21 protein-coding genes are annotated in these 26774 nt (G+C 63.1%); 16 read left to right on the forward strand and 5 right to left on the reverse strand.

Features of this window, described 5'->3' with window-relative positions; genetic code table 11:
* The first annotated feature begins 133 nt into the window (after window positions 1–133).
* The 3 genes from ACW73L_RS02910 to ACW73L_RS02920 all read left to right on the forward strand — a co-directional run bounded on the left by ACW73L_RS02910 (window position 134) and on the right by ACW73L_RS02920 (window position 5062).
* The gene (locus ACW73L_RS02910) at window positions 134–1129 is read left to right on the forward strand and encodes an aldo/keto reductase (protein WP_498919874.1); all 996 of its coding nucleotides are present in this window, start codon (window positions 134–136) and stop codon (window positions 1127–1129) included.
* A 140-nt stretch (window positions 1130–1269) separates the two neighbouring features.
* On the forward strand, window positions 1270–2982 hold the full coding sequence (locus ACW73L_RS02915; protein WP_129884761.1) for a cation:proton antiporter: 1713 nt from the start codon (window positions 1270–1272) through the stop codon (window positions 2980–2982).
* A 118-nt stretch (window positions 2983–3100) separates the two neighbouring features.
* Complete coding sequence (locus tag ACW73L_RS02920; protein ID WP_498919875.1) at window positions 3101–5062, forward strand: radical SAM protein; 1962 nt, start codon at window positions 3101–3103, stop codon at window positions 5060–5062.
* 24 nt (window positions 5063–5086) lie between these two features.
* On the opposite strand, the gene ACW73L_RS02925 is transcribed toward ACW73L_RS02920, so the two are convergent.
* Entirely contained in the window at window positions 5087–6844 is a 1758-nt protein-coding gene (locus ACW73L_RS02925; protein ID WP_498919876.1) for a radical SAM protein, read from the reverse strand.
* A 450-nt stretch (window positions 6845–7294) separates the two neighbouring features.
* Here ACW73L_RS02925 and ACW73L_RS02930 point away from each other — a divergent pair, with 450 nt between their 5' ends.
* Together ACW73L_RS02930 and ppc are read left to right on the forward strand one after the other, a co-directional pair.
* Entirely contained in the window at window positions 7295–8173 is an 879-nt protein-coding gene (locus tag ACW73L_RS02930) for a DMT family transporter (RefSeq protein ID WP_498919878.1), read from the forward strand.
* A 168-nt stretch (window positions 8174–8341) separates the two neighbouring features.
* The gene (ppc, locus tag ACW73L_RS02935; RefSeq protein WP_498919879.1) at window positions 8342–11143 is read left to right on the forward strand and encodes a phosphoenolpyruvate carboxylase; all 2802 of its coding nucleotides are present in this window, start codon (window positions 8342–8344) and stop codon (window positions 11141–11143) included.
* Between the two features lie 43 nt (window positions 11144–11186).
* Here the strand turns inward: ppc and ACW73L_RS02940 are convergent, their stop codons facing one another.
* The gene (locus ACW73L_RS02940; protein ID WP_498919880.1) at window positions 11187–11504 is read right to left on the reverse strand and encodes a hypothetical protein; all 318 of its coding nucleotides are present in this window, start codon (window positions 11502–11504) and stop codon (window positions 11187–11189) included.
* Between the two features lie 113 nt (window positions 11505–11617).
* Here ACW73L_RS02940 and ACW73L_RS02945 point away from each other — a divergent pair, with 113 nt between their 5' ends.
* The 4 genes from ACW73L_RS02945 (at window position 11618) to ACW73L_RS02960 (ending at window position 14409) form a co-directional block, all read left to right on the forward strand.
* Window positions 11618–12235, forward strand: coding sequence for a methylthioribulose 1-phosphate dehydratase (locus tag ACW73L_RS02945; protein WP_498919881.1), 618 nt, complete (start codon window positions 11618–11620; stop codon window positions 12233–12235).
* Window positions 12232–12792 (forward strand): 1,2-dihydroxy-3-keto-5-methylthiopentene dioxygenase, encoded by a 561-nt coding sequence (locus ACW73L_RS02950; RefSeq protein ID WP_498919882.1) that lies wholly within the window; start codon window positions 12232–12234, stop codon window positions 12790–12792. The genes ACW73L_RS02945 and ACW73L_RS02950 overlap by 4 nt, the downstream gene beginning before the upstream one ends.
* A complete protein-coding gene (gene mtnC / locus ACW73L_RS02955; RefSeq protein WP_498919883.1) occupies window positions 12789–13460 on the forward strand; it encodes an acireductone synthase in 672 nt (223 codons plus the stop codon). Before ACW73L_RS02950 ends, mtnC begins: the two co-directional genes overlap by 4 nt.
* A 433-nt stretch (window positions 13461–13893) precedes the next feature.
* The gene (locus ACW73L_RS02960) at window positions 13894–14409 is read left to right on the forward strand and encodes a YcbK family protein (protein WP_236101975.1); all 516 of its coding nucleotides are present in this window, start codon (window positions 13894–13896) and stop codon (window positions 14407–14409) included.
* 246 nt (window positions 14410–14655) lie between these two features.
* On the opposite strand, the gene ACW73L_RS02965 is transcribed toward ACW73L_RS02960, so the two are convergent.
* Both ACW73L_RS02965 and ACW73L_RS02970 read right to left on the reverse strand, forming a co-directional pair.
* A complete protein-coding gene (locus ACW73L_RS02965) occupies window positions 14656–15897 on the reverse strand; it encodes an alkaline phosphatase family protein (protein WP_498919885.1) in 1242 nt (413 codons plus the stop codon).
* Window positions 15898–16142: 245 nt separating this feature from the next.
* The gene (locus tag ACW73L_RS02970; protein ID WP_498919887.1) at window positions 16143–17855 is read right to left on the reverse strand and encodes a hypothetical protein; all 1713 of its coding nucleotides are present in this window, start codon (window positions 17853–17855) and stop codon (window positions 16143–16145) included.
* Between the two features lie 362 nt (window positions 17856–18217).
* Between ACW73L_RS02970 and ACW73L_RS02975 the strand changes: the two genes are divergently transcribed.
* Window positions 18218–19063, forward strand: a complete 846-nt coding sequence (locus tag ACW73L_RS02975) for a class I SAM-dependent methyltransferase (RefSeq protein WP_498919889.1) — start codon at window positions 18218–18220, stop codon at window positions 19061–19063.
* Here ACW73L_RS02975 and ACW73L_RS02980 read toward each other — a convergent pair.
* On the reverse strand, window positions 19033–20829 hold the full coding sequence (locus ACW73L_RS02980) for a L,D-transpeptidase family protein (RefSeq protein ID WP_498919891.1): 1797 nt from the start codon (window positions 20827–20829) through the stop codon (window positions 19033–19035). The two genes, ACW73L_RS02975 and ACW73L_RS02980, sit on opposite strands and share 31 nt — an antisense overlap.
* Before the next feature lie 158 nt (window positions 20830–20987).
* On the opposite strand from ACW73L_RS02980, the gene ACW73L_RS02985 reads away from it, so the two are divergent.
* Genes ACW73L_RS02985 through sufU form a run of 6 tightly spaced genes read left to right on the forward strand, consistent with a single transcriptional unit; the run spans window position 20988 to window position 26763 of the window.
* Entirely contained in the window at window positions 20988–21449 is a 462-nt protein-coding gene (locus ACW73L_RS02985) for an SUF system Fe-S cluster assembly regulator (protein WP_129884775.1), read from the forward strand.
* 16 nt (window positions 21450–21465) lie between these two features.
* Window positions 21466–22911, forward strand: a complete 1446-nt coding sequence (gene sufB, locus ACW73L_RS02990; RefSeq protein ID WP_139556864.1) for a Fe-S cluster assembly protein SufB — start codon at window positions 21466–21468, stop codon at window positions 22909–22911.
* A gap of 49 nt (window positions 22912–22960) precedes the next feature.
* The gene (sufC, locus tag ACW73L_RS02995; RefSeq protein ID WP_498920224.1) at window positions 22961–23719 is read left to right on the forward strand and encodes a Fe-S cluster assembly ATPase SufC; all 759 of its coding nucleotides are present in this window, start codon (window positions 22961–22963) and stop codon (window positions 23717–23719) included.
* 1 nt (window position 23720) lies between these two features.
* Window positions 23721–25049 carry a Fe-S cluster assembly protein SufD gene (gene sufD / locus ACW73L_RS03000; protein ID WP_498919893.1) on the forward strand — a complete coding sequence of 443 codons (1329 nt, stop codon included), beginning with the start codon at window positions 23721–23723 and terminating at the stop codon, window positions 25047–25049.
* Window positions 25046–26311, forward strand: coding sequence for a SufS family cysteine desulfurase (locus ACW73L_RS03005; protein WP_498919894.1), 1266 nt, complete (start codon window positions 25046–25048; stop codon window positions 26309–26311). The genes sufD and ACW73L_RS03005 overlap by 4 nt, the downstream gene beginning before the upstream one ends.
* The gene (gene sufU, locus ACW73L_RS03010) at window positions 26311–26763 is read left to right on the forward strand and encodes a Fe-S cluster assembly sulfur transfer protein SufU (protein ID WP_498919895.1); all 453 of its coding nucleotides are present in this window, start codon (window positions 26311–26313) and stop codon (window positions 26761–26763) included. The genes ACW73L_RS03005 and sufU overlap by 1 nt, the downstream gene beginning before the upstream one ends.
* Window positions 26764–26774 lie beyond the last annotated feature (11 nt).

The following is a 26774-nucleotide window of genomic DNA, read 5'->3' on the forward strand; positions in this document are numbered from 1 at the left end:
GGAACCCATTTTAAACGGCGGAGTGGCGGTGCCTACGCCGACCGCTGACTAAGCATTTCAGCGGATGGGTTTGTGCCACGCTCATGGCTCCAGTACAGTTGAATCCGGACAATCTCACGTGGGGGGAAACGACATGCGCACGCGGCGCCTCGGCGCAACCGACCTTGAACTGACGACGGTAGGACTCGGCACCTGGGCCATCGGCGGGCCGTGGGCGTTCGGCTGGGGTCCGCAGTCCGACAGCGACTCGCTCGCCACCATCCGGCGCGCCCTCGATCTGGGGATCAACTGGATCGATACTGCGCCCGCCTACGGCCTCGGCCACGCCGAGACCATCGTCGGTCAGGCCATCGCCGGCCGCAGCGAGCGCGTGATCATCGCGACCAAGTGCGGCCTGGTCTGGGATGACCCCGGCACCCGGGCGGTGGACCACCGACTGACCGCCGACAGCGTCATCGCCGAGGCCGAGGCCAGCCTGCGACGCCTCGGCGTCGAGACCATCGACCTGTATCAGATCCACTGGCCCGTGCCCGATGAGCAGATCGAGGAGGCCTGGCGGGCCATAGACAGCCTGGTCCGGTCCGGGAAGGTGCGTCATGCCGGCGTTTCGAATTTTTCGACAGCCCAGCTCGATCGCGTGCGGGCCATCGCGCCGGTCGCATCCTTGCAGCCGCCCTTGAGTCTGCTCGACCGCGCAGCCGAGTCGGCGTTGCTGCCGTATTGCGTGGACCACGACATCGGGGTCGTCGCCTACGGTGCGATGGCGTACGGGCTGCTGACCGGAAAATTCACGCAAGCGGCCCTCGCGGCGCTGCCGGCAGACGACTGGCGCCGCCAGGGCGGCCGTTTCCGTGAACCCGAGCTGAGCGCGAACCTGGAATTCGTCGAGGGGCTGAAGCCACTCGCCGCACAGCAGGGCCGGCCGCTGTCCCACCTCGCACTGGCCTGGGTACTGCATCGGCCGGGCGTCACTGCGACCATCGTCGGCGCCCGGGATCCGCAGCAGATCGAGCAAACCGCGACCGCCGGAGATTGGCAGTTGCCGGACGACACCCGGGCCGCGATCGATGGGCTGCTCGCGCGACGGACCAAGCGTCTCGGCACCTACCGGCCAAAGGTGCCGGTATAGCCTGCGCATTCGCGCAGGACGAGCACGACGCAGCGCACCGGGATGGCCGGGCCAAGGCGCCATCCGGTCGCGCCTCCGAACGGGCAGCATGATGCGCTCGACCCATCGCTGATCTCTGAAGACTGGCACTGCAACATTCGATGGAACACCAGTACCCCGCCCTTTTCTCCGAACTGCTCGTCGTTTTCGTAGCATCGCTCGTCAGCGTCGTCGTATTCCAGCGGCTGCGGCTGCCGGACACCCTGGCCTACCTGTTCGCCGGTGGCGTCATCGGACCTTTCGGGCTGGCCTGGGTGGCGGACAGCAGCGACGTCAAGTTCCTGTCCGAACTCGGACTCGTTTTCCTGTTGTTCGAACTGGGACTGGAGTTCTCCCTGCCGCGGCTGATGAGTATCGGCCGCTCCGTGTTCGGACTGGGTTCGCTACAGGTCGGCGGCACCGTGGCGGTTTTCGGCGCCATCGCCTACTGGCAGGCCGGGCTGTCCTGGCACAGCGCGCTGGTGATTGCAGGCGCACTATCGCTGTCCTCCACCGCGCTGGTGGTCCGCGAGTTGCGCCACGGCAATCTGACCCATCGTCATCATGCGCAGCTGGCGATCAGCGTGCTGATCTTCCAGGATCTGGCCGCGATCATCGGGCTGATCCTGGTCCAGGCCTTCGGCACCGAAAACGCGCTGCCGCTGGCCGACCAGATCCTCGAAACCGTCGAGAAGGGTGTGGTACTGGTGGCCATACTGCTGAGCGCCGGGAAATGGGTTCTCCCGCACATCTTTCGCGAAGTCACGCGCACCCAGTCCGAGGAGGTGTTCGTGTTGAGCGTCGTCGTGATCATCCTGCTGTCGGCCTGGCTGACCAGTACCTTCGGCCTGTCGATGGCGCTCGGTGCGTTTCTGACCGGAGTCATGCTCGGGGAGAACGAGTTCCGTCATCAGGTCGAACTCGACATACGGCCGTTCAAGGACATCCTGATGGGGCTGTTCTTCGCATCAGTCGGCATGCAGATCGACTTCAGCCTGCTCGGCAGCCCAGCGGCCTACACGGTGCTCTTGGGCGTGGTGCTGCTGATCGTGCTCAAGGCATCGGTAACGGCGCTCGCCGCGATGTTGCTCGGCGAGACGATGACGACCTCCCTGAAGACCGGCATCATCCTCGCGCAGGCCAGCGAATTCGGCTTCGCGCTGCTGATCCTGGCGCGCGAACTGGGCGTGATCACACCGGATCTCGCCTCCCGCATTCTGTTGATGGCGCTGGGTAGCCTGATCGCAGCGCCGTTCTTGGTGCGCTACAGCTTCGAGATCAGCCAGCTGTTCGTGCGGCTGATTCCCGGCTCGCAGTCCCCACGCGAACGGGAATTCAGCCGCATCCCGCCGAACCTGACCGATCACGTCATACTGGCCGGCTTTGGCCGTGTCGGACAGATGATCGGCAAGCTCTTGACGGCGAATGGCATCCCCTTCATCGCCCTGGATACCGATCCACATCTGGTCAAACGCGCCCGATCCACCGGCGCATCCGTCATTTACGGCAGCTGTCACCGCCTGGACCTATTGAAAAAGTGTCACATGGAACGGGCCCGATTGGCGATCCTGACGTTCAAGTCACTGGAGGATGCGAAGCGCGTCGTCTCCGAAATTCGTGAACGGGGCTACAAATGCCCGATCATGGTCCGCACCGAGCACGAGGGCAACTACGCCGATCTGCTGGCGGCCGGCGCGAACCACGTGGTACCCGAGATGCTCGAATCGAGCCTCGTGATGTCGGCTGAGGCCTTGTTGCTGTTGGGTTTTCCCAAAGCCGCTGTCGACGAGCAGATCGCGGCCGAGCGGCAGGCATCGATCGTGCCCTCGCCATGACCCTGCCGGCCCCGGACGCATCGAACCACATCGAATGGGCCTCGGCGGCCGGCTCTGCCCCGTGCGGCATCGTATCCACCCTGACACGCGGTGCAATTGACCCTGGAGAGCGCGAAGGATGAACAGCGAGGAACCTGTGACCACGGTTTTCGAACCCGATCTGGCTGCGCGCAAGCGAGACACCATCGAGTCCTTCCTGCGCTTCGCCGAGGGTCGGGAGATCCCGGCCTGGCCGCTCGAACTCTTTCTGGAGATCAGCAACGTCTGCAACCTGAAGTGCGCCATGTGCTCCACGTTCTCGGCGCTGAATCCGCACCGCTACAGCGAGTTGAAGATGGCGGATCGGGGCTTCATCGATCTACAGAACGTGCAGTCGGGGCTCGACACGCTGCTGCAGCATGCCTTGAACGTGCATTGCTTCGGCTACGGCGAACCCACGGTTCATCCCGATTTCCGCAACTTCCTGACCTACATCTCCCGCTACCGGGTGATGATCGACTTCTTCACGAACGGAATGTACCTGACGCCCGAACTGTGTACTTTCCTGGTCGACAAGCGCGTAGAACGAGTGACCGTGAGCTTCTCCGGCCTGACCAAGGATGAGTACGAGAACGTCTATCTCGGGGGCGTTTACGAAACCGTGCTGCGCGGCATCGAGTCCCTCGCCGCCGAGAAGGCTCGACAGCGTAGCGCCTACCCCTTGATCGAGATCAACTCGTTGTCGTTTGAGCATCATGTGCAACAGCTCGATCGGTTCGTCGACTTCATGGCCGATCACGGCGTCAACGTGATCCATCTCAAGCGGCTGCAGACCCAGTTCACGATCCCGCAGCTCAAGGGGCACGAGGCAGCGCTGCGGCCGTGGATCGAGGGAACGATCCTAGACCGTGCCCACCGCCGCGCCAAGGCACGCGGCATCGTGCTGTCGGCCGCGCAGTTTCAGATGACCGAGGTCAAGACGGACGTCGAGTGGCAGGAGGCCAAAGCGCAGCAGGGGCTGCCCACTTCATCGGCCAGCGCAACCGTCATCCCCATCAGCGATTTCAAGCGCCTCAGCCGGGAGTCCAGGCCGCCGCGACCTCCGGAAGGCAGCGCCGTCGAAGGAACCGATGTCTATCATGAAGTTCCAGCCGGGCGCGTCCGCGAGTATCTGGGTATCAAGCCTGCGGCATCGGCGACCGACCCGTTCCACTGCATGGAACCGTTCAAGACGGTTTACGTCCGTCGCAACGGCTTCGTCAAACCCTGCTGTTTTGCGAATGACCGCGCACCGGCACTGGGCTTGACGACACGCAGCAGCGGTGCCGAAATCTGGCGCGGACCGCGTTACGAGGCTCTGCGCACGGGCATCCTGAACAACGAATACCCCGAGGCCGCGTGCACCTACTGCCTGAGGCACAAGATCGGGCCACGCCGGCATAGCGCCGAAAACAAGGTCGACGCTTACCTGGCCTGGTATCGCGAAAATTTCGGCGAGCCGCTGATGCCGAGCCCGGTGGCGCGGCTGAGGGCACTCGGCGACAACCGCGACATCGCCGAGCGTTTTCTGCGCCAACACCCGGAACGTCGCGCGGCAGCGGCGACCCAGGTGCAACCAGCGCCTGAGCATCTATTGCGCCATCCCTGGGCCGTGAAAAGAATCGCCGAGCGCATCACCGAACTGAATCAGCAGGGCCACACCCTGGGCGATGTGGTGCAGGGCTACCTCGACGGCATCAGCGGCAGGCAGATTTTCGGCTGGGTCTGGTCACCGCTCTTCCCGCGCAAACGTTTCAACGTGGCGCTTTACGATTTCGAGACCGAGATCGGCATCGTCACGGCAGACCATTTCAGGCGCGATCTACAGCAGGCCGGAAAGCACGACGGCCGGTGTGGGTTTGCGTTCGAGATTCCCGAGGAACTCTTCGACGGCTGCGTCCACGGGTTTCGCGCGCGCCTGCTGGGAACCGACTTCTTCCTCCGTTCGGCACCGATGCTGATCGAACTGGCCCCTCCGCTGCTCGACCGCAGCCCTGTCGAGGCTCGGGCAGAAAAATCAGGCGAGCCGAGCCATCGCCGTGGCGAGCATCCGCCGACTTGATGGCCTGCGCGGAAGGGGACGGCCTCAGTTGGACGATACAGCCATGTCCGAGCCGCTCGCTGCGGCATCCTGGCCCGGGCGCTCGAGGTAGCACCGTAGCGAGACGATCAGCATGAGACAGCCGGAAGCGGGGAAACCCTCGACATGAACCTGCGGGTCGTCGGTGTCGAACTGCATCTCCCCCGCGGCGGTCATCGTCCCATTCAACGGTGACAACGCCAATGGGAACTGCTCGCCCCGCTCACCGATCGCGGTGGCCGCACTGACGACCACGCGAGCGGGGGCGTTGAACGGATCGAACCGCAAGCCCTTGATCTCAGGAAAGCAGGACACGTCGAATTCCACCACCTGATCGCGGTCCGGCACGATCGGCTGAATCACCGACTCGGCTTCGTTGAAGGCAGATCCCGTATCCACGAAAAGCTGCGCGGAAAAGCTCGCATCGCTGATGAAGGTTTGCCCGGATACGGCCTTGAGCCAGCTCGCGTAGGCATCCACCATGCCCCGGAAATTGAGGTGTTTCGGATAACTCTTTTGCTGCAGACAGGCTTTGCAGATCTGCATCGGATAGCGGCCTTTGCTGATGGCCTTCCGCACGGTATTGAAGCCGATGCCATTCCAGATCGCTTCGGCAGGATGCGCGTCGAGATGCCCGAGGTGGGCTTCGGTGAAGCCAAAGCAACAGGGCCGTATCGCCCCCTGCTGATTCACGTAAAGGGTCTTGAAGGGCTCATAGCACATTGACGTCGGCGGCGTGTCCAGGGCCCTGAGTTTCAGAAACGGACGTATGGTTTCCGGGGTTTGGTCCATCGCGGTCACCCGCCGCGGCCCGACCTCGTTCCCCTTGGGCGGGCGAATCGGCTGGACGGCCCTGGCCAGCGACTTGAACTCGGCCAGTGGCACTGCCACTTCCGCGACCTTATCCCCCCAGAGGAGCTGCCTGCGCACCGCCGCTTCCTGCTCCGGCGCGCCGACCCCCGTCACGTTGCTGAACTCGTCAACGAAGTGAATGCGATGTTCGGCGGCCACCCGCTCCGCTTCGGCAATCAGCTTTCCTTCGTGCCAGGGACGCATGACCGCCGCGTGGCTGTGCAGTTCCGGCAGGACCTCGGACATGTGCAGCGGCTTCAGGTAGATCGTATCGACACCGCGGGCCGCCATCTGCTCGACGAAGGTCGGGAGTCGATCGACATGGTGCTGGAAGGCAATGGAGTTGATCTCGATCAGCGGGTAGCGGCTTCCACGGGCCACCTTCAACGCCGCGATGCGCTCGATGCCCGCCAGGACGGTCTCGTAGCGACCGTCGAGGTACATGTTCTCGTAGTCATCCTTCGTGGCACCGGAGAAGCTCACGGTAATCCGGAAGACACTCCGGTCAACCAGAAACTCGCACAGCTCCGGGGTCAGATTCATCCCATTCGTGAAAAAATCGACCAGCACTTCCTTGTCCAGCAGGAAGTCCAGCAACTCCGCGAAGCGTGGATGTATCGTCGGCTCACCGTAACCGAAGCAATGTACCAGTAGGGCATGCGACAACAGGGAATCCAGCGCACCGAGATGATCGTCGGGCATGAAGCCCCTGTCACTGGACTTCAACACGAGGAGACGCTTCGGATTCAACTCCGAGAACACGCTGCACATCGCGCACTTCATGTTGCAGACGTTGCTGACCTCGAGAAAGATCTCCAGCGGGTAGGCCGGGAAATCTCCTCCGGAAAGAAAGCGCTGAAACGAATCTACGGCCTGCTGCTTCAGAGCCGTGAGGACGGGTTTTTCCTTCATGTCTGGGAATGAACTCCGGTTTGCGCTGCAAACGACCCGCCCGTATCGAACCAAACGATGACGGCGCTGCCGGCAGGAACCCAGCGGCAGATCAGGACGCCGTGAAGCGCCGTCGGGCGCGCGCCGCCCGCGCAAGTCGTGACGTGTTACAGTCGCAGCATGGCTTTCCCACGCGGCGCGGAAGCGTTCCGGCGCCACTCTCAACCGCCGCTCGCCGAACCGACCGACGGCGCTGACCGTATGCTAGCAGACGACGAGACGAACGAGCGTACCTACAGAGTCGCGTGGGCTGGGGCTAACGATGTCGCAGCCTAATCGCGGCTGCGAACGGTTCGTCCGACGGGTGGCCCGCGCATGGTGAGGCGGCGGTCTCGGTCCGGAGCCGCAAAGCCGAGCCAGGCATCCCCGTCACCCGACACGCGACGATCGCCCGCGCGACGTTCGGACATCATGCATGGCGTCTCCTGCATGCTGGCGGCCAGCCTGCTGTTTTCGATCATGAACGCCTGCGTGTTCGGCGCCACCCGCGCCGACCCGGCTTTGCCTTCAACTGTCGTCAGTTTCATCCGCGTAATCATCAATCTGGCCTGCCTGCTGGTGCCGGCTTTGGCGGTGGGACGGCTCCGTCCGCTGCTGGGTGATCTGCGTCCCTCTTTGTGGTGGCGCGGAATCTTCGGAGCAACGGCACTGATGTTATCGTTCGCCGCGATCGCGCGCATCGGAGTGGGAGAAGCCGCTTTCCTCCACTCCAGCAGCGGGATCTTCCTGGCACTCCTCAGCCCATGGGTTCTGGGGCAACACACGAGCCGGTGGAGCTGGCTGGCAATCTTCGGGTCGCTGGCCGGCCTGGCACTGTTGCTGAGCCCCCGATGGGAATACGGCGACTGGCTCGGCCCGACGATGGCACTGTCCTCCGGCTGGCTCGCCGCCCTCGCCTATCTGATGGTGGCGCGTTCCGGTCTGAGCAACACCCCATCGACCATCGTGTTCTACTTCTGTTTCGTAGGCATCCTGCTTCATCTGGGCTGCTTCGCCTGGATTGCGCCGCACTGGCCTCGAGGCCACGCGACGTGGTTCTGGATCGGCGGTTCAGGCCTCGCGGCCACCGGCGCACAACTGCTCATGACGCGCGCTTATCAACACGCGCCGGCGGCGTTGCTCGGTGCCGTCGGCTACACGGGGCCCGTGTTCAGTCTCGGCTGGAGCGTACTGCTGTTCGGCCAGCGCCCGGACACGTTGCCGCTGCTGGGTTGTGCGCTGGTACTGGTCTGCGGTGCCGCACTGCCCCTTTTGATCGCCCGAGCACAGACTCCGCGCGACGCCGCCTGAGAGCGTTGCAGCAACGCTCGCTCACTCGCGACAGGAGGGCATGCCAGGGGCAGATGTGCGATGTGGGAAACACTGTATCGTCAGAGTCGAGTGGCATGTTTGTTTCGTGGCCGGTAGATTACGGGAGGATAAACCCCGTAGCCCAGAGCTTCTCGACCTGGAGATTCAATGCTGACCCTGCCCCAAGAAAAAGCACTTCGCGACCGAATTCGGCTGATAACTCTCCTGTTGAGCCGCATCTTGAAGCGGCAACTCGACCGGTCAGTCTACGAGGCCATCCGGGAACTCCGGCAGGGTTTCATCGCACTGCGTGCTAACGACGATCCGGTCAAGCGCCGCCAGTTGATGGCGACGATCGAAAGCCTCAGCCCGGATGAACTGAGCCAGATCATCCGCGCATTCAATATCTATTTCAGCCTGCTGCACGTGGCCGAGGAGGTCTTCGCGTTGCAGGAACGACGACGCGATACCAACCCCCAGAGTCATCTGTGGCGCGGCTCGTTTCACGACACACTGTTGACTTTCAAGGCGCAAGGCGTGGAGCCTGACGAGTTGCAGCGTCTGCTGAATCAACTCCGCTACATGCCCGTGATCACGGCCCACCCGACGGAAGCCAAACGGCGGACCGTCAAGACCGCGCTCCGCAACATCTTCCTGAGCCTGGAGTCGCTGGACGATCCCAGGGTTCAGGGCCGGTTTCGCGATGAGGCCATCGAAAATCTGCGCGACCGGATTCAGGTGTTGTGGAAAACCGACGAGGTCCGCGCGTATAAGCCCGACGTGCGGGATGAAGTTCGCGCCGGCCTGTTTTACTTCCCGATCTCGCTGTTCCGTGCGACGACCACGGTGTACCGCAACTTCGCGCGGTCGCTGCGCGACGTCTACGGCGAGGAGGTCGCAGAGCGGTTGAAGGTACCGACCTTCCTGCGCTTCGGCTCCTGGATCGGCGGTGATCGCGACGGCAACCCCTTCGTGACGCCCGAAACCACCGCGATGGCATGGCGCCTACAAGCACGCACGGTGCTCGATGAGTATCTGCGCCGGATGGACCAGCTCGCCAACCAGCTATGCTATTCGTCCTCGCTCTGCACCCCCTCGCCGGCCTTCCAGGAAAATCTCGACGCGGACGAGCAGCGCTATTCAAAGACCGTATTCGGCGAGCGCGCGGACCGTTTCCGCCAGGAACCCTACCGCAGCAAGATCGAATTCATCCGGCATCGGTTGCGGCGCAACCTGCTGCTGGTCGATCGTGCCATCGAGGGCATCGATATCGGCCACGAGGAGCCGGGCTATGCCAGTGCCCAGGCTTTCCTGGCGGACCTGCAACTGATGCGGGACTCGCTGATCTATCACGGTGACGCCGAAATCGCGCGCGGCGAGATCCTGGACCTGATCTGGCTGGTCGAGACCTTCGGCTTTCACCTGCTGGAACTCGACGTGCGGCAGGAATCGACCCGCCATACCGAGGCCGTTGCGGACATCCTGAAGTCCGCCCTCGGCGCCGACTACGAGGCGCTGGACGAGCAGGAACGCCTGGCTATGTTGAGCGACGCTATCAGCAATCCAGTCGCCTTGCTCTATGACGTGGCCCGGCTTTCCGAACGCACGCAGGAGACCCTGCGCTCGTTCCAGGTCATCGCTTACATGCGCCGCACCCTCGGTGCCGCGTGCTTCGGCAAGTACGTGATCTCGATGACGCACTCCGCCAGCAACGTCATGGAGGTCATGTTCCTGGCCGCGCAGACCGGTCTCGCCGGACGCCTGGCAGGCAACTGGTTCTGCCACATCGGCATCAGTCCCCTGTTCGAGACCATCCCTGACCTGGAACGGGTCGAGGGCGTGCTGTCGACGCTGTATCAGTTGCCCGTCTATCGCATGCTGTTGCAGGCCTCGAATGAGGAGCAGGAGATCATGCTGGGCTACTCGGATTCCTGTAAGGACGGCGGCATCCTGGCTGCCGCCTGGAATCTGTATGACGCGCAGAAGAAGATCGTAGCGCTGTCGGAAGCGCATGGCATCCCGTGTCGGCTGTTCCACGGTCGGGGCGGCACCGTTGGCCGTGGCGGCGGCCCGACCCACGAGGCCATCCTGGCCCAGCCGCCGGGCACCGTACACGGCCAAATCAAGTTCACCGAACAGGGCGAGGTACTGTTCTACAAGTACAACAACCTCGAGACGGCGACCTATGAAATGACCCTCGGCGTTACCGGACTGCTGAAGGCGAGCATGAGCCTGATTCGTCCGGCGGAGCAGGATCGCAACGATTATCTCGGGATCATGGACGAGATTGCCGAAATCGGCGAGAAAGCCTACCGCGACCTGACGGAAAGGACGGAGGCGTTCCTCGATTATTTCTACGAGGGCACACCGGTCCGCGAGATCTCGCTGCTGAACATCGGCTCACGGCCCTCACACCGGAACAAAAAGGACCGTTCCAAAGCATCGGTAAGGGCCATCGGGTGGGTCTTTGCCTGGGCGCAATCGCGCCAGACCCTGCCGGCCTGGTACGGGATCGGCACTGCCATCGGAGCGTGGCGCCAGAACGATCCCGCACGTCTGGCGAAACTGCAGCGGATGTATCGCGAGTGGCCGTTCTTCCGCACACTGCTGAGCAACGCACAGATGGCTCTCTCGAAGTCCGACATGGCGATTGCCGCAGACTACGCCGCCCTCTGCGAGCGACCGGAGGTCGGCAGTCAGGTGTACGCCATGATCGCCGAAGAGTACCGACGTGCCACGTTCCAGATCCTGAATGTCAGCGACATCAATGTGCTGCTGGAGGATTCACCCGCACTGGCCGTGTCCCTTTACCGCCGGAACCCGTACCTCGATCCGCTGAACTATATCCAGGTGTCCCTACTGCGGCGGCTGCGCGCCGGAACGGATGAAGCGTCCGGGGAAAGCCCCTGGCTCGGTCCTTTGCTGCGGTCCATCAACGCCATTGCCGCGGGGATGCGAAACACCGGTTGAGCCGATCGCCGTGATAAGCAGCGGGGCCTGCCCCGCTGCCGCATCAGAACGCGAGCTTGAAACCCGCCTGCGGATCAGTATCGCCGTACAGCCATTCGAGACGGCGGGTGTCGGGCGGATCGCAAACTTCACCCGAGTAGGCCTTCAGCAAGGCCCGGGCACAACGCAGCGCCGGCGGCGTGAAGTACAGGCGGTAGGTCGCGCGGTCGTCAACCCAGCCCCCGTAGAGGACTGCCCCGCGAGGTCCGTTGCAGGCGATGTAGGCACCGCGAAAGGCCGCGCGCACGATCTCGGTTTCGCCCGAATCAAACTGCTCGCGAGACAGGTTGATGCGATACCACGCTATCGGCAGGGATGACATGCGAACAACTCCCGGTCTTGTACCTATGCCCGCCGCCAGCGGGCCTCTCTGTCATTGAGCGGTCGCATGGGTAAGACTACAATCAGCCTCCCAACGCACCTGACGCCCTCACCGTGACCGACTCCCACCTCCAACAGGCCGCGCACGAACTCGCCGACGCCGGCCGCCAGCTCCATGCCCGTGGCTGGGTTCCCGCAACCAGCGGGAATTTTTCGATCCGGCTACCCGATGACCGCATCGCCATCACGGTTTCCGGCAAGCACAAGGGGCGCCTGACACCAGAGGATATCATGCTGATCGACGCCGACGGCCGGGCGCTGGACCATCGCAAACCCTCGGCGGAAACGCTGCTGCATACGTCGATCTACCGTGCGTTTCCGAATGTCGCCGCGGTCCTGCACCCCCATTCCCTTAATGCGTCCCTTGCCTCCCGCTTGTTCGGCGATGCGATCGTGATCGAAAACTGCGAGTTGCTGAAGGCGCTGGAGGGCATCACGACGCATGCATCGAGGGTCACGATCCCGATCTTTGCGAACGAACAGAATATCCCGCTCCTGGCGGCGCGCGTCGATGCCTATGTCGACCAGCATCCCGACATCAAGGCCTACATCATCGCCGACCACGGCTTTTACACCTGGGGCACCACAATGCAGGACGCGCTGCGCCATGTCGAGGCGCTGGAGTTCCTGTTCGATCTCGAAATTCGCTGGCACGGAGTGAAACGCGCATGAGCCTGCTGACCATCCATCCCGAAGAGCGGCCGGACGAGGCCGAGTGCATCCGCGAACCGGGCGCCATCGCAGAAACCCTGGCGGCGATCGGCGTCACCTTCGAACGCTGGACGGCTGACCGGGACCTGCCCGCCGATGCCGATCAGGCCACGATACTGGAGGCCTACCGCGGCCCTGTCGAGCGCCTTAAAGCGGCCCATGGCTTTCACTCGGCGGACGTCATCAGCGTCGGGTCCGATCACCCGCAAAAATCGGAATTGCGAGCCAAATTCCTGAACGAACACACCCATAGCGATTTCGAGGTCCGCTTCTTCGTCGATGGGCAGGGACTGTTCTACCTGCATCCCGACGAGCGGGTATTCGTCGTGCGCTGCGAGCGCGGCGACCTGATCAGCGTGCCGGCCCAGGTCCGCCATTGGTTCGACATGGGCGAAAGCCCGCACCTCAAGTGCATACGCCTGTTCACGACCCCCGAGGGCTGGGTCGCCGAATTCACGGGCGATCCGATATCCAGCCGGTTCCCGACGCTGGACGACCATCGGATCCGGTACGCATGATCAAGGCCGTATTGACCGACATCGAGGGCACGACATCGTCCATTTCATTCGTGAAGGACGTGTTGTTCCCGTATTCCCGGGAGCGCCTTGCAGAGTTCGTCAAGCTCCGGCGCGACGACACCGACGTGAGGAAAATCCTTGATGAGGTACGAGCCATGGAAGGCGCCACCCTGTCGGAGCAGGAGGTGATAGGGCGACTGCGCCAGTGGATCGACGAAGACCGCAAGTCCACGCCGCTCAAGACGCTGCAAGGGCTGATCTGGGAGCACGGCTACCAGCACGGCGACTTTCACGGGCATGTTTATGAGGACGCAGTCCGCTGTCTGCGCGGCTTCAAGGCGAGAGGACTCCGCCTTTACGTCTACTCGTCCGGTTCCATCTACGCACAGAAGCTGTTGTTCGCGCACACGCAATTCGGAGACCTGACCCCCTTGTTTTCGGGCTACTTCGACACGCGGATCGGCGCGAAACAGGACAGCGAATCCTATCGCAAAATCGCTGCCTCGATCGGGCTTCCGGGCGGTGAAATCCTCTTTCTGTCAGATGTCGAGGGAGAACTCGACGCGGCCCGCGCCGCCGGTTTCGGCACGCTGAAATTGGTTCGCGATGGCGGTCTGCCGCCCAGTCGGCACCCGCAAGCGGCGGATTTCGACGCCGTCTGTTGCTGAGCGCTGGCACACACCGCAGGAGTGCGCCGCTCGGCCGTATCGGTCGACCCGCAGCCTCCTCGGTTTCGAAGTCCCTCGCATCGGAGCATGCGTTTTTCCTGGCAAATCCGTCGTTTGAAGCAGCACCGTCACGATGGTGCCAGGCCTGTTTCCAGGCCATGAGCTTGATTTAACCGACTTCTTTCAGCAGAATAAGCCTTGGCCAGACATTGGGACGTAGTATGTATCCATGCCTGGCCAGTACGACAGGACGCCGAAAAAGACCCCGGCTTGAAGGCCCGGCTGAACCCATGGCGGTCAGCCTCGGGGGATTTTTTTCAGCACCCTGCCCTAAATCGCAGACGACCATATGGGAGGGTTCATGACCAATGGCCGCATTTTGCCCGCCGTTTCTCAAACCAAACAGGCTGGCGTTTCCCGACGATCATTTCTGATGCGAGCGGGCGCTGCCGCCGCCGCAACGCTGCTCGTACCTTCCGCGGAGGCCTTCACCCGCAGCCTGAGCCGCGAACGAATCCTGAATTTCTACAATCCCAACACCGAAGAAGACCTGACGATCGCGTGCTGCATCGATGCGGAATACGATGCTCGCATCATTCGCCGCTTCAGCTATTTCATGCGGGACCATCACTCGAACAAGGTCCACTACATCGACCCGGCGCTGATCGATTTGCTGTATGCGGTTTCCGTGCTGACCCGCAGTCACGGCACCTTCCAGGTCATTTCCGGCTACCGTGCGCCCGAAACGAACCGGATGCTCCGCCGCACGAGTCGTCGCGTCGCGGAACACAGCCTGCACATGGAGGGCAAGGCCATCGACATCCGGATGTCCGATACCGACACCCGGAGCCTGAGGAAGGTCGGCCTGGCACTACAGCGCGGCGGCGTCGGGTATTATCCGTCGGCGAATTTCGTCCACCTCGACACCGGCGACGTGCGCTCCTGGTAAACATCAGCCCGGACTGCTGCGACGGCGCAGCACGTCGCAGTAAGAGCGCCGGCCGCGCCGCTTCATGGCGCGTGTGTGCTTCGCCCCCGGACGGCAGAAAGCGACAGGCCGGCGTCAATTTAACCGGACCGACCCCAGGGCAAACTCGGGTTAAGCGCCACACGCAACATGTCGCGGTGACCATGGCACTGCCTCTGGTCGGCGCGGCGCGCTCGCCATCATCGACCGGACGGCTTCTACGAAGCGCTAGAGCGCCGCGGTTATCAGCGGCACATACATCTCATCGGCGCTCAGACCGCCGTGGAATCCGATATGAGAATACCGGGTCTCGCCCGGAAGCCAGTCCTTGATGACGCAGTTGTCCTTCATCAACAGCGTGTAGTCGCCGACCCGATCTCGCAGCTGGGAATGCTCCGGCCCCCTGCCAAAATACCCCTCGCTCAGCAACTGCGTCCGTGACACCACTGCCGCACGGTCCCCAAGTTGCTCCTTCACATAGGCCTCGAACTGCGAGGCCCGTTCCGGTTTAACGTAGCAATACGCCACCCGTCGCTCACCGCATAACGGCAAGATCAAGGTTTCCGCGAGTGCCGGATGATCCGACAACTCGATGCTGCGGCTTTCGTTGCAGTCGAGCATCCCATGGTCAGCCGTTAGAGCGACCCAGGTGTCACTGCCTGCCAAGCGGCGACAAAAACAAGCAAAACGCTCATCCAACTGCGCCAGGTGTGCGGCGCTCTCGACGCTGGCGGCGCCGGTTTCGTGGCCCAGCGAGTCGAGTTCGGGCCAATAGGCATAGACGAACTTCGGACGGTCATCCTGTTCCCGCACGGCCATGGCGACGGTCAGGAAAAACTCGTCCAGCGAATCATAGGTGCGCAGATCGGCCGGCCCGAGATGCGACAGGTTGTAATCGGAATGGGCGATCCGTCGCGGCGTTACGACGATGCTTCGCCGACGGATCCCGGCAAAGAAGGGACGGCTGTCGAAAATCATCTTCGGTTCGATGCCGCTCCGGCTGAAAGTGGCTCCGCCACACCGTGGTCTCGCCGGAAGGATCGAATACACGCCGGCGAGCTCGCGTAGGTACATGAACCAGCCGGTCAGGCCATGCTGCTGTGGCGCCTCACCCGTCAGGAAGGTCGTGATCGCGGCCGCCGTGGTGGAGGGAAACACTGAGGTGAGCCGCCTCAGGCGACGGGAATGCATTTCGCCGCCCGGGGCGGCGCGCTGCAGGAACGCATCACCCATGCCGTCGAAGACCATCAGCAGGACAGTGCGGTGCCTTGCGATGTCGGCCGGGTCGAGTTCTGCCAAGCCTGGATAGAACACCGACGGGTCCCCGCCCCCGCAGGCGGCTCGAAGCGTACTCATCAGATTCACGATGCTGCCGCCGCCGTAGTCGGGGAAGACCCAGCTGCTCGGGCCAGCGCTCCTGGCCGGTGCAATGGAGAGGGTTGGGACGCGTTTGGTCGGGAAAGCAGCCATGGCGTTCTATCCGGGAAATCCGAACGGCAGGAGTCGAACGTCGCTCCATGCGGCGGTGCGGACGTACCGAACCCATACCCTCGAGAGCGTTTCAGGGCAGCCGCTGAACGGGCGCAACGATGCACCGCACCCTTGCCTCAGGGCACCAACGAGTGCGGTGAAGGGCCCGCCCACGGCTGTCCCTGCCGCGGACCGTATCGACTGCAACGGAACCCGGGTCGCAGGCAGACCAAAGGCTGCAAATATCAACGACCGGCACACAGCAGTTCCATCGGGACAGCAGCGATTGAAAAAGTGCGGGATGTCCAGGCACCGATGTCCAGCCACGTCGCAGTGGCATCGCGGAAACTGGCACGGGATTCCTGCGGTTCCAGCAACACGACGGCACCGACCGCATGCCGCTGTTCGGCTGTGAGACGGCCGAGCGTCAGGCCCTGGAAATAGTGCCCTCCCAGCACGGCCGGATCCAGAAACGCGCGCTTCCGTTCTTGTGCTGCGAAGGCAGTCGACGGAATGTCGGCATTATCGCCCCCGATCGACGCCAGATAGACCAAACCGGTCTCCGGGTCCCGTCTCAAATGGGTCCGGAGCGAGATGGCCTCTTCATAATGCGCACGGGGGTTGGCGACCAATATCACCGGGCGTTGAATGCCGGCGCAGTGGCGGGCGGCAGCCAGCAACTCGCCCAGCGCCGCTCCGTCTCTGCCGTACTCCGCGAGATGCTCGCGAGTCCAGCGCAACCGCCCGTTAAGCGGTTGGATCAGCAGAGCGATGCCGACCACGTAGAGCAGGACGTAAGCTGGTCGCAACGACTCGACCGCCAGAACAGCGATAAACGCAGCCAGCATCAAGATCGGGTTCCAGTAGTGATCAGCCCAACCCGATTTCGCATACAGCAACACCTGGGGAATGGCTCCGATCAGAAACACGGCCCAGCCGAGCCAGAGGCCATTCACTGGCACGGGAACCCGATGACGGCGAGGCCAGAATCCGACGCCGAACGCGAAGACACTCGCAGCGGCCGGGACCCAGAGCTGGCCGATCCGGGCGAGCGCGAGGGCGGCCGGCAGTATGCTGGCCAGTCGGAATGTCTCAGCGTCGACGCCCGCGTACCCCGTCCCACGGCTCCCCACGAGCCATAGCAACCCGGTCAATTCGGCGCTCGCTACGATGCCAAGTACCGCGAAAACCGGCAAGGAGTCGCGCAGAGCCGCCGGCACCGAGCGCCCGAGGAGCCGGCACGAAAGCCAGACGCGCATCGCTGCGAGCGCGGGAAGGAACAGGATCATGCCTTCCTTGGTGAGGGAAGCCAGCACGGCGGCGGCGACGCCGAACACATCGGGCCAACGGCCCGGCCCGGGCTTCCGGGCTGCCCACGCAAACAGGCACAGAGCCAGGGCGGCCAGGGCTGTGGCCTCGGTCTCGGGTGTCCCCAGCCGCCACCAGACCGTCGACGGCGGGCCGAACACGGTGAGCGCCGCGAAGGTCAGCGAGGAAATCGACGAAAAACCCAAGAGCAGCCCGAAAACCGTCAGCAAGCCGCTGGTCATCGTCGCCAGGCCGAGGTTGTAGGCGACCCAGGCCGGCCAGTACAACCCCAGCCATTCCACCCGCACGACCCTGCTCGCATAATACAGCGGCCGGAAGCGTCGTTCGGCGAGATCCGTACGAAACCACTCGCCCAACACCTGGCCCACATTGCCGTCGCGTGCGGACAACTGACCATGGATGTCGATCAGGCGGTGATCGTCGATCAAGTGGAAACCGGAAAGGAACACGTCGAGTTTCCAAAACAGCGCGCCCCAGATTAGGGCCCACAGCACGAAGGGCCATGCCAAACCGCCGAGTGTGACCCCTGCGCCCGCCATCGGCGAAGACCCGCGCCCATCATCCGGGAGAACCCGCTCTTCCGCACGGTGTTGGGAATCGCCAGGTGTGACCTGATGGCATTGCTTCATGCGACGCCCGTGCTGGTCCAGAGCACAGACCCAACGAAACTCACGTGCAGCAGGCGCATCACAGCTGGCCACCCCAGACCCGGCCTCGTCGCACTACATGGCGCTCTGTGGAGTCACGGCGTCGATCGGGGGTTTGCATCACACCGCCAGGGGCCTCGAAGTTGCGATGCGGCACGGGACGCGCCACGGGTCGGACGAAAAGCTGCGCGCAGTGTATGCTCAATGGGGGATGGTCTCAATCCTTGGGCTCCAGCCCGCGCCGGCCGAGGGGGTCCGGCAAACGGCCGCAAGGCACCTCGGATCGGGCCCGCTGCCGCGCCATATCGCCGACACCACCGACATACCGCTTTCCTGACCTAGCCATGATCCAGCGACGCCCCCTGCGCCCCCTGCCCTACTTCGCGGAACTCGAGCGTCTGCTGGAGGCGGAAGAACCCGCCGTCAGGTCAGCCTTCGGACGCCATGTCCATTGGGGGTATTGGCCCGATCCGGCACGTGCGGGCACCGGCGCCGGAGAATTCGAGCGCGCGGCCGATGCGCTGAGCCGCGAATTGTGCCGGCTGGCGGAACTCGACGATGGCCAGCGCATTCTGGATGCGGGCTGTGGTTTTGGCGGCACCCTGCGGCTGATCAGCGAGCGTCACCGCGATATGCGACTCACCGGGCTCAACATCGACCGGCAGCAACTGCTGCGCGCACGCGACAACCAAACGGATGCCGCAGCGCGCATTCCTTTCGTCCAGGGCGACGCGTGTCGGCTGCCCTACTCGGACGCGTGCTTCGACCGGATTCTGGCAGTCGAGTGCATCTTTCATTTCCCTGACCGCCGAGCCTTCTTCCAGGAAGCTTTTCGCACCCTCGCGCCCGGCGGCCGGCTGGCCTTGTCCGACTTCGTCCCGACCGCCCCGCTGCGTCCGGCAACCGCGCTGATCGCGCTCCGCCCGGCTTCGACGGGTTTCTACGGCGATTGTGACTTCACCTACACGCTGGAGGATTATCGACGCCTGGCCAACGATATCGGTTTCCGCATCGGAGCCGAAAAGGACATCACGGTCAACACGCTGCCCACCTACCGCTTCCTGCGTACGCTAGCAGGGGTGATCCAGGCACGCCGACTCTCGGCGGTGGCGGAAACGCTGTTCGCCGAGGCAGTCAGCCGTACAGGCCTTCTGCGCTATCAGCTGTTGGTCTTCGAGAAGCCGGGCTGACCGACGCTATCCGCAGGCCCGGCGGGCATTGGGGAAAAACCTTCCTCCAGTCGCGCCCGCAAGGTGGCATCGTGTCCGTACAGGTCCGGATAGAATATCAGCGCACCACTCTCGTCAGCCCATACCGTGGAATAGAAGATGGTGACCGGCAGCGTCGGCGACAACGTCACCGTACGCGGTTTGTCGCCGTGCATCGCCTGCACGATCCGCTCCCGGTTCCAGGCGGCGTCATTCCGCAGCACCCATTCTGCGAGCGCGACCGGGTCTGCCACCCTTATGCAGCCGTGGCTGAAGTCGCGGCGGGCTCGAGTGAACAGACCCGGGTTCGGCGTGCTGTGCAGATACACCGAATCATCGTTCGGAAACGCAAACTTGACCAAGCCGAGTGCGTTCCTGGGTCCCGGCTTCTGGCGCAACTTCAGCGCCCCGCTGGACACCCGCTGGAGATTCTGGCGCGTCGGCGCGTAAACGGCCGCATTGCCGCCATACCCCGACACGATTTCGATGTTGTGACGGCTCAGATAGCCCGGGTTGCGCATCGCCCCCGGCAACATCTCCTTGGTCGCAATCTTGTAGGGGAGATTCCAGTGGGGACGGAACACCAGATAGGTCATTTCCGCAGCGAACAGCGGGGTCTGCCGGCCATCGATAGCCTGCCCGACAATGACCTTCATTGCGAAATCGGGCGACCGGCTGCCAGAACCGTCCGCGAATCCGAACAACTGAAAGGCCGGAACATTGACGAGCAGATGGCGCCCCGCCGGCTGCACCGGCAGCCAGCGCTGGCGCTCCATGGCCAGCCGGATCTGCATGATCCGGTCAGCGTCGGTCACTTGCAGCCGCTCGACAGTCCCTCGGCCGACGACACCGTCGGGTTCGAGGCCATGGCGCGCCTGGAAACGCTTGACGGCCTCGACCAGCGCCGGGTCGTAGAGATCACGGTTCTCTGGGGCCGCAGGCTCAGCGGGAGCCTCGCCGGATGCCGTCAGGACAGCCCGCAGCTTCGGCACCTCGGCGTTGCGATCACCCGGGGTCAGCTTGGAAGGCAAGGTCAGCCGCCGATCGACGGTGCTCTGGGGCGCCGTCCGCAGCGCCCGCAAACCAGCCTTGAGTTGGCCATACAGCACGGATCGGGGCTCCAGCGACTGGAAAATGGCGGCGGGCTCGGCCCCAGCGGCAAGTTGCTGGAGCGCAGCGAGGACCTCAATCGAGGTGTCAGGACCGGGGTCCAGCCTGAAGCCGACCGCCCCGGGCGACACGCGACCGCGGTGCAGGCTGTTCGCATAGCGCATCACCGCGATCGTCAGCGCGGTGTCGAACAGCGCCCGCTCCGCGGGATCGGCCGTCTCGGACACTCTAGGCAACCATTGCGCCAGTGGGCCGGCATCGTAGTCCGCAGGATTCAGACCCTGCGCCTCGGCATCGGCAAGGCTGGCCACAATGGCCGGCACCTGGGGCGCCGTCTGGTCCCGTATCCAGACCGGCCGGTCGCCGCGAGACCGGTAGAAAGCATCCAGGACTTCACGGACATCTGCGATGACCGACCACTTGAGTCGCGGATGCTCGCGTGAGTCGAGCACATGACGTATCGCTACGGCATCGGGATGAATCAGCGGGGCTTCGATCGGCGCTGTGTCCGGTGGCGCTGCTGCCGGTGGCTCCACCTGTCCGTGGACATAGGCCGATGACAGGGTCAGCAGCAGGAGCAAGCTGCGGCCCGGGCCGATGGAGGGATGTCTGATCGTCGGCGCGGGATCCGGGGTCATGGCGCTAAATGAGGAGGTCGATTTCCGCCAATTATACCGGGTCCGCAAATCGCCGATCGGGACGGCTGGCATGCACCTAAAAAGGGCGGTTTCAGAGCGCTTTACTTGGGATTCTATCTAGGACTAAAATAGTCCTAAATTCACAGCGAGCCAGCGCAATGCTCAGAATCAGCAAGATGACCGACTATGCCATCGTCGTCCTGAGCCTGATGGCCCGGGAGAGCGGCCGCACCTTTGCCGCCGCCGAAGTCGCCGAGCGGACCGGCATCACCGCGCCGACCGTGTCCAAGTTGCTGAAGAGCCTGACCCGGGCCCAAATCGTCTCGTCCATGCGCGGCGTCAAGGGAGGTTACCGGCTGTCGCGGCCACCCGAGGACACCTCTGTCGCCAGTATCATCGACGCCCTCGAAGGACCGATTGCGATCACGGAGTGCGGCGTGGCACAGGATTCCTGCCAGCAGTCGCATTCCTGCCATATCCGCGGCAACTGGAACGTGATCAACCGTGCTGTGCGAACAGCGCTGGAATCCGTCACGCTGACCGATATGGTCAAGCCGCAGCACCCGGTGGTCGAAGAATCCGTGATTCATCTGACTACCCTACAGCACACCCCCCGTTAACCTGCGGAGCGCCGCCATGTCCGTCACCGCTGAAAAACTCGATCACCTGATTCGACAAGAATACAAGCCGGGCTTCGTCACCGATCTTGAATCCGACACGCTGCCTCCGGGTCTCAACGAAGACGTGATTCGCGTCATCTCGGCCAAGAAGAACGAGCCGAGTTTCATGCTCGAATGGCGGCTGGAGGCTTATCGCCACTGGTTGACGATGACGGAACCGAAATGGGCCTACGTCGACTATGAACCGGTCGATTACCAGGGCATCAGCTATTACTCGGCTCCCAAGAGCGGCGACCGCCCCAAGAGTCTCGACGAAGTCGATCCGAAGCTGCTGGAAACCTACAAGAAGCTCGGCATTCCGCTGTACGAGCAGGAACGGCTGGCCGGCGTTGCAGTCGATGCGGTGTTCGACAGCGTCTCAGTGGCGACGACTTTCAAGGACAAGCTGGCCGACGCCGGCGTGATTTTCTGTTCGATGTCGGAAGCCCTGGAAAAACATCCCGAACTGGTTCAGCAATATCTGGGCACTGTGGTGCCGGCCGGAGACAACTTCTTCGCGGCGCTGAACTCGGCCGTGTTTTCGGACGGCTCCTTCGTCTATGTCCCAAAGGGCGTCCGCTGTCCGATGGAGTTGTCGACCTACTTCCGGATCAATGCGGCGAAGACGGGCCAGTTCGAGCGCACGCTGATCATCGCCGACGAGGGCAGCCACGTCAGCTACCTTGAGGGCTGCACCGCACCGATGCGAGACGAGAATCAGCTGCACGCCGCTGTCGTCGAACTGATCGCGATGGAGGGCGCCGAAATCAAATACTCTACGGTCCAGAACTGGTACCCCGGCGACGAAGAAGGCCGCGGCGGCATCTACAACTTCGTGACCAAGCGCGGCGAGTGCCGCGGAGCGCGGTCGAAGATCTCGTGGACCCAGGTCGAGACCGGCTCGGCGATCACGTGGAAGTACCCAAGCTGCGTGTTACGCGGAGACGATTCGGTTGGCGAGTTCTATTCGGTCGCGGTAACCAATCACCGCCAACAGGCCGACACCGGCACGAAGATGATCCACATCGGGAAGAATACGCGCAGCACGATCGTTTCTAAGGGCATCTCGGCCGGACGCGCCCAGAACAGCTACCGAGGGCTGGTCAAGGTGCTGAAGAGCGCCGAGGGCGCACGCAACTACACGCAGTGCGACTCGCTGCTAATCGGTGACCGGTGCGGTGCGCATACCTTCCCCTATATCGAGGTCAAGCAGCCGTCGGCCACGCTCGAGCACGAGGCGACGACCTCGAAAATCAGCGACGACCAGCTGTTTTTCTGCCAGCAACGCGGGCTCTCCGCCGAAGACGCCGTATCGATGATCGTCAACGGCTTCTGCAAGGAGGTCTTTCGTGAACTCCCGATGGAGTTCGCCGTCGAGGCCCAGGCGTTACTGGGCATCAGCCTCGAAGGCAGCGTTGGCTGACAGCAAAACCCTGTTTCATATAGGTTTCTTCATTCAGATCATGGTCATGATGCTCGACATCGAAAACTTACACGCCCGCGTCGAAGACAAGCCGATCCTGCAAGGGATCAATCTGCAGGTCAGGCCGGGTGAGGTCCACGCCATCATGGGTCCGAACGGCTCGGGCAAGAGTACGCTGTCCCATGTGCTGGCCGGCCGCAGCGGGTACGAAGTTACCGGCGGCACGGTGACCTATCGGGGGCAGAATCTGCTCGACATGGCACCCGAGGAACGCGCCCGCGAAGGCGTGTTTCTGGCCTTCCAGTATCCGGTCGAGATTCCAGGCGTCAGCAACATCTATCTGCTGAAAGCGGCATTGAACGCGCAACGCAAACATCGTGGCGAGAGTGAAGTCGATGCGATGGACTTCCTGCGTCTGGTCAAGGAAAAGATCCGCAGCCTCGACCTCGACGAGCAGTTCCTGTACCGAGGCGTCAACGAGGGCTTCTCGGGCGGCGAGAAGAAGCGCAACGAAATACTGCAGATGGCGATCCTGGAACCCAAACTGTGCATCCTCGACGAAACCGATTCCGGACTCGATATCGATGCACTTAAGGTCGTAGCGGATGGCGTCAATGCGCTGCGCACCGCGGAGCGCTCGTTCATCCTGGTGACCCACTACCAGCGGCTGCTCGACTACATCAAGCCCGACTTTGTCCATGTGCTGGCCCAGGGCCGGATCGTCAAATCCGGAGACGCCAGCCTTGCGCTCGAACTCGAGAAGAAAGGTTATGGGTGGATCGAACAAGAAATGGCAGCGGTGGCCTGAGATGAGTCCCGGCCCGAACCCCGATTACTGCGAACATTTCAACGCCCTGGGCGAACAGCTGCCGGGCGCCGGCAGCGCTTGGGTCAACCACGCACGCCGGATCGCGCTGGCCCAGTTCGACCAGCAGGGATTTCCGTCGCCCCGCGACGAGGATTGGCGATATACGAACGTATCGGCCATCGAGAAGAAGCGGTTCAAGCCGCTGATCACCTCCGGGGACGCTGCTGCCGATGCCGACTGGTTGAACCGCTACCGCCTGACCGACGCGTGGTCGCTGGTCTTCGTCGATGGACGTTTCTCGGCACGCTTGTCCGACATCCATGACTTGCCGGAAGACGTTACCGTGCAGGCGATGTCAGCGGCACTCGCCAATCCGCCGGCCGCGGTCGAGGCGGAATTCGGGCGCGTCGTGGGTCAGACGTCGCGCCACGGCTTCGTCTCGTTCAATACCGCGTTCTTCACGGATGGCGTACTGCTGCATGTCCCGGCGGACACGGTGCTGTCCCGGCCGGTGCAGATCATCCATGTTGCGTCCCAGCCCGAAGCTGCAACCAATCTCCGCAACCTGGTCATCCTGGAATGCGGGGCACAGGCGGCGCTCGTCGAAACCCATCTCTCGATGGAGTCCGCGGGCTCGTTGGCGGTATCGATCACCGAGGCGGTCATCCGCGAAAGGGCGCAGCTAGACGGCTACCTGCTGCACGGCGCCAGCGAACGTGCCTTCCGCTTCGGCGGGTTCTATGTCGATGTCGGCACTGCCGGCCACTTCACCCATACGAATCTGAGCCTGGGCGGCCTGCTCGTCCGCAACGAGATTCACGTCGACCTCGCGGAAAGCGGCCAATGCGCGCTCGATGGATTGTTCGTCGGCCAGGGCCGCCGTCACGTCGACAGCCACACGCGGGTCCGCCATCGAGGCGCCCATGGCACCAGCCGCGAGAACTACCGCGGCGTGCTGTCTGACCGCTCGCGAGGCGTGTTCCAGGGTCGTATCGTCGTGGAACCGCAGGCACAGAAGACCGACGCGCAAATGAATAACCGCAACCTGCTGCTGTCGGACGAAGCCGAGATCGACACCAAGCCGCAGCTCGAAATCCATGCGGACGACGTCAAGTGCGCCCATGGCGTCGCGGTCGGGCAGCTCGACCCGGAATCGATCTTCTATCTGGAGTCGCGCGGCGTCGACCCGGTATCGGCGCGCAACATGCTGACATTCGCGTTCGCCAACACCCTGGTTGACGGGATATTGTTGGCAGGTTTTCGCGACATCGCCCAGGATGCCCTGCTGGCGCTGTTCCCGGAGGCTGGAATCAGGAAGGATTGGCTATGAGCATTGCCCTCGCACAGCGTCCGCGCCCGGTCGCGGACCCGGATCACTTCGACGTCGCCCGCATTCGGGCGGATTTCCCGATCCTCGCGGAAACCATCCATGGCAAGCCGCTGGTCTATCTCGACAATGCCGCGACGACGCACAAGCCACGGGCCGTGATCGATGCGATCAGCGAAGTCTATCAGCGGCACTACTCCAACGTGCATCGCGGCGTGCACACCCTGAGCCAGCGCTCGACGGATTTGTTCGAGGGTGCGCGGGAAAAGGTCCGGGGCTTCATCAATGCCGCCAAGGCGCGCGAGATCGTGTTCGTCCGCGGCACGACCGAGGCGATCAACCTCGTCGCCCAGACCTACGGTCGCGCGAACATCGGCGCCGGCGACGAGATCCTGATCACCGCCATGGAGCACCACTCCAACATCGTGCCTTGGCAGATGCTCTGCGCGCAGACCGGCGCCACGTTGCAGGTCGTACCGATCGACCGACGCGGTGAACTGGACATGGAGGCTTTGGAGCGCCTGCTGAACGACCGGACACGTCTGGTGTCGGTGGTCCACATGTCGAACGCGCTGGGCACGGTGAACCCGATCGAGACGATCATCACCAGCGCCCATCGCCGCGGCATCCCGGTCATGGTTGACGGCGCGCAATCGGCCCCGCATTTGCCCATCGACGTCCAGGCGCTCGATTGCGATTTCTTTGCGTTCTCTGGCCACAAGCTCTACGGTCCGTCCGGCATCGGCGTCCTGTACGGCAAGGAGGCCCTGCTGAAGGCGATGCCGCCTTATCAGGGCGGCGGCGACATGATCCGGCAAGTCACGTTCGAAAAGACCGAGTACAACGAACTGCCCTACAAGTTCGAGGCCGGTACGCCGGCCATTGCCGACGCCATCGCGCTAGGCACGGCGATTGACTATCTGCAGGAAATCGGCATGACAGCCGTCGCCGAGCACGAGCATCGGTTGCTGAGCTATGCCACGGAGCGGGCGATGCATATTCCGGGGCTGACGGTGATCGGTACCGCACACGACAAGGGCGCGATTCTGTCGTTCACGCTGGATAGGGTGCATCCGCATGACGTCGGGACCCTGCTCGACCAGCTCGGAATAGCCATTCGTGCCGGCCACCATTGCGCGATGCCCGTCATGGATTTCTTCGGCGTGCCGGCCACGGTGCGGGCTTCGTTCGCGCTTTACAACACCGTGCAGGAAGTCGACGCGCTGATGGACGGCATCCAACAAGTTATCGAGGTTTTCGCGTAATGCTCGATCAGATCCGTGATCTCTACCAGGAAGTGGTATTCGATCACAATCGCAACCCGCGCAACTTCCGGGTCATCGACGATGCCACCCGCAAGATCGACGGCTTCAACCCCTTGTGCGGCGATCGCATCACGCTCTACCTGAAGCTCCGTGACGGGGTCATTGAAGATGTCAGCTTCCAGGGACAGGGCTGTGCTATATCGACGGCCTCCGCCTCCATCATGACGGAGGTCGTGCGCGGGCTGACCGAACAGCAGGCACATGAGTTGTTCGCAACCTTCCATCGCATCACGACGGGCCAGGATGACGACGTAAAGCTGGAAGATCTTGGCAAGCTCGCCGTATTGGCCGGGGTACGCGCCTACCCGGCTCGAGTCAAATGCGCGACCCTGGCCTGGCACTCGCTGGAGGCCGCGCTGGCCGACGACGCGACGACCGTCAGCACCGAATAAGGACTGCCGAG

It is taken from the genome of Methylolobus aquaticus, from assembly GCF_054172105.1.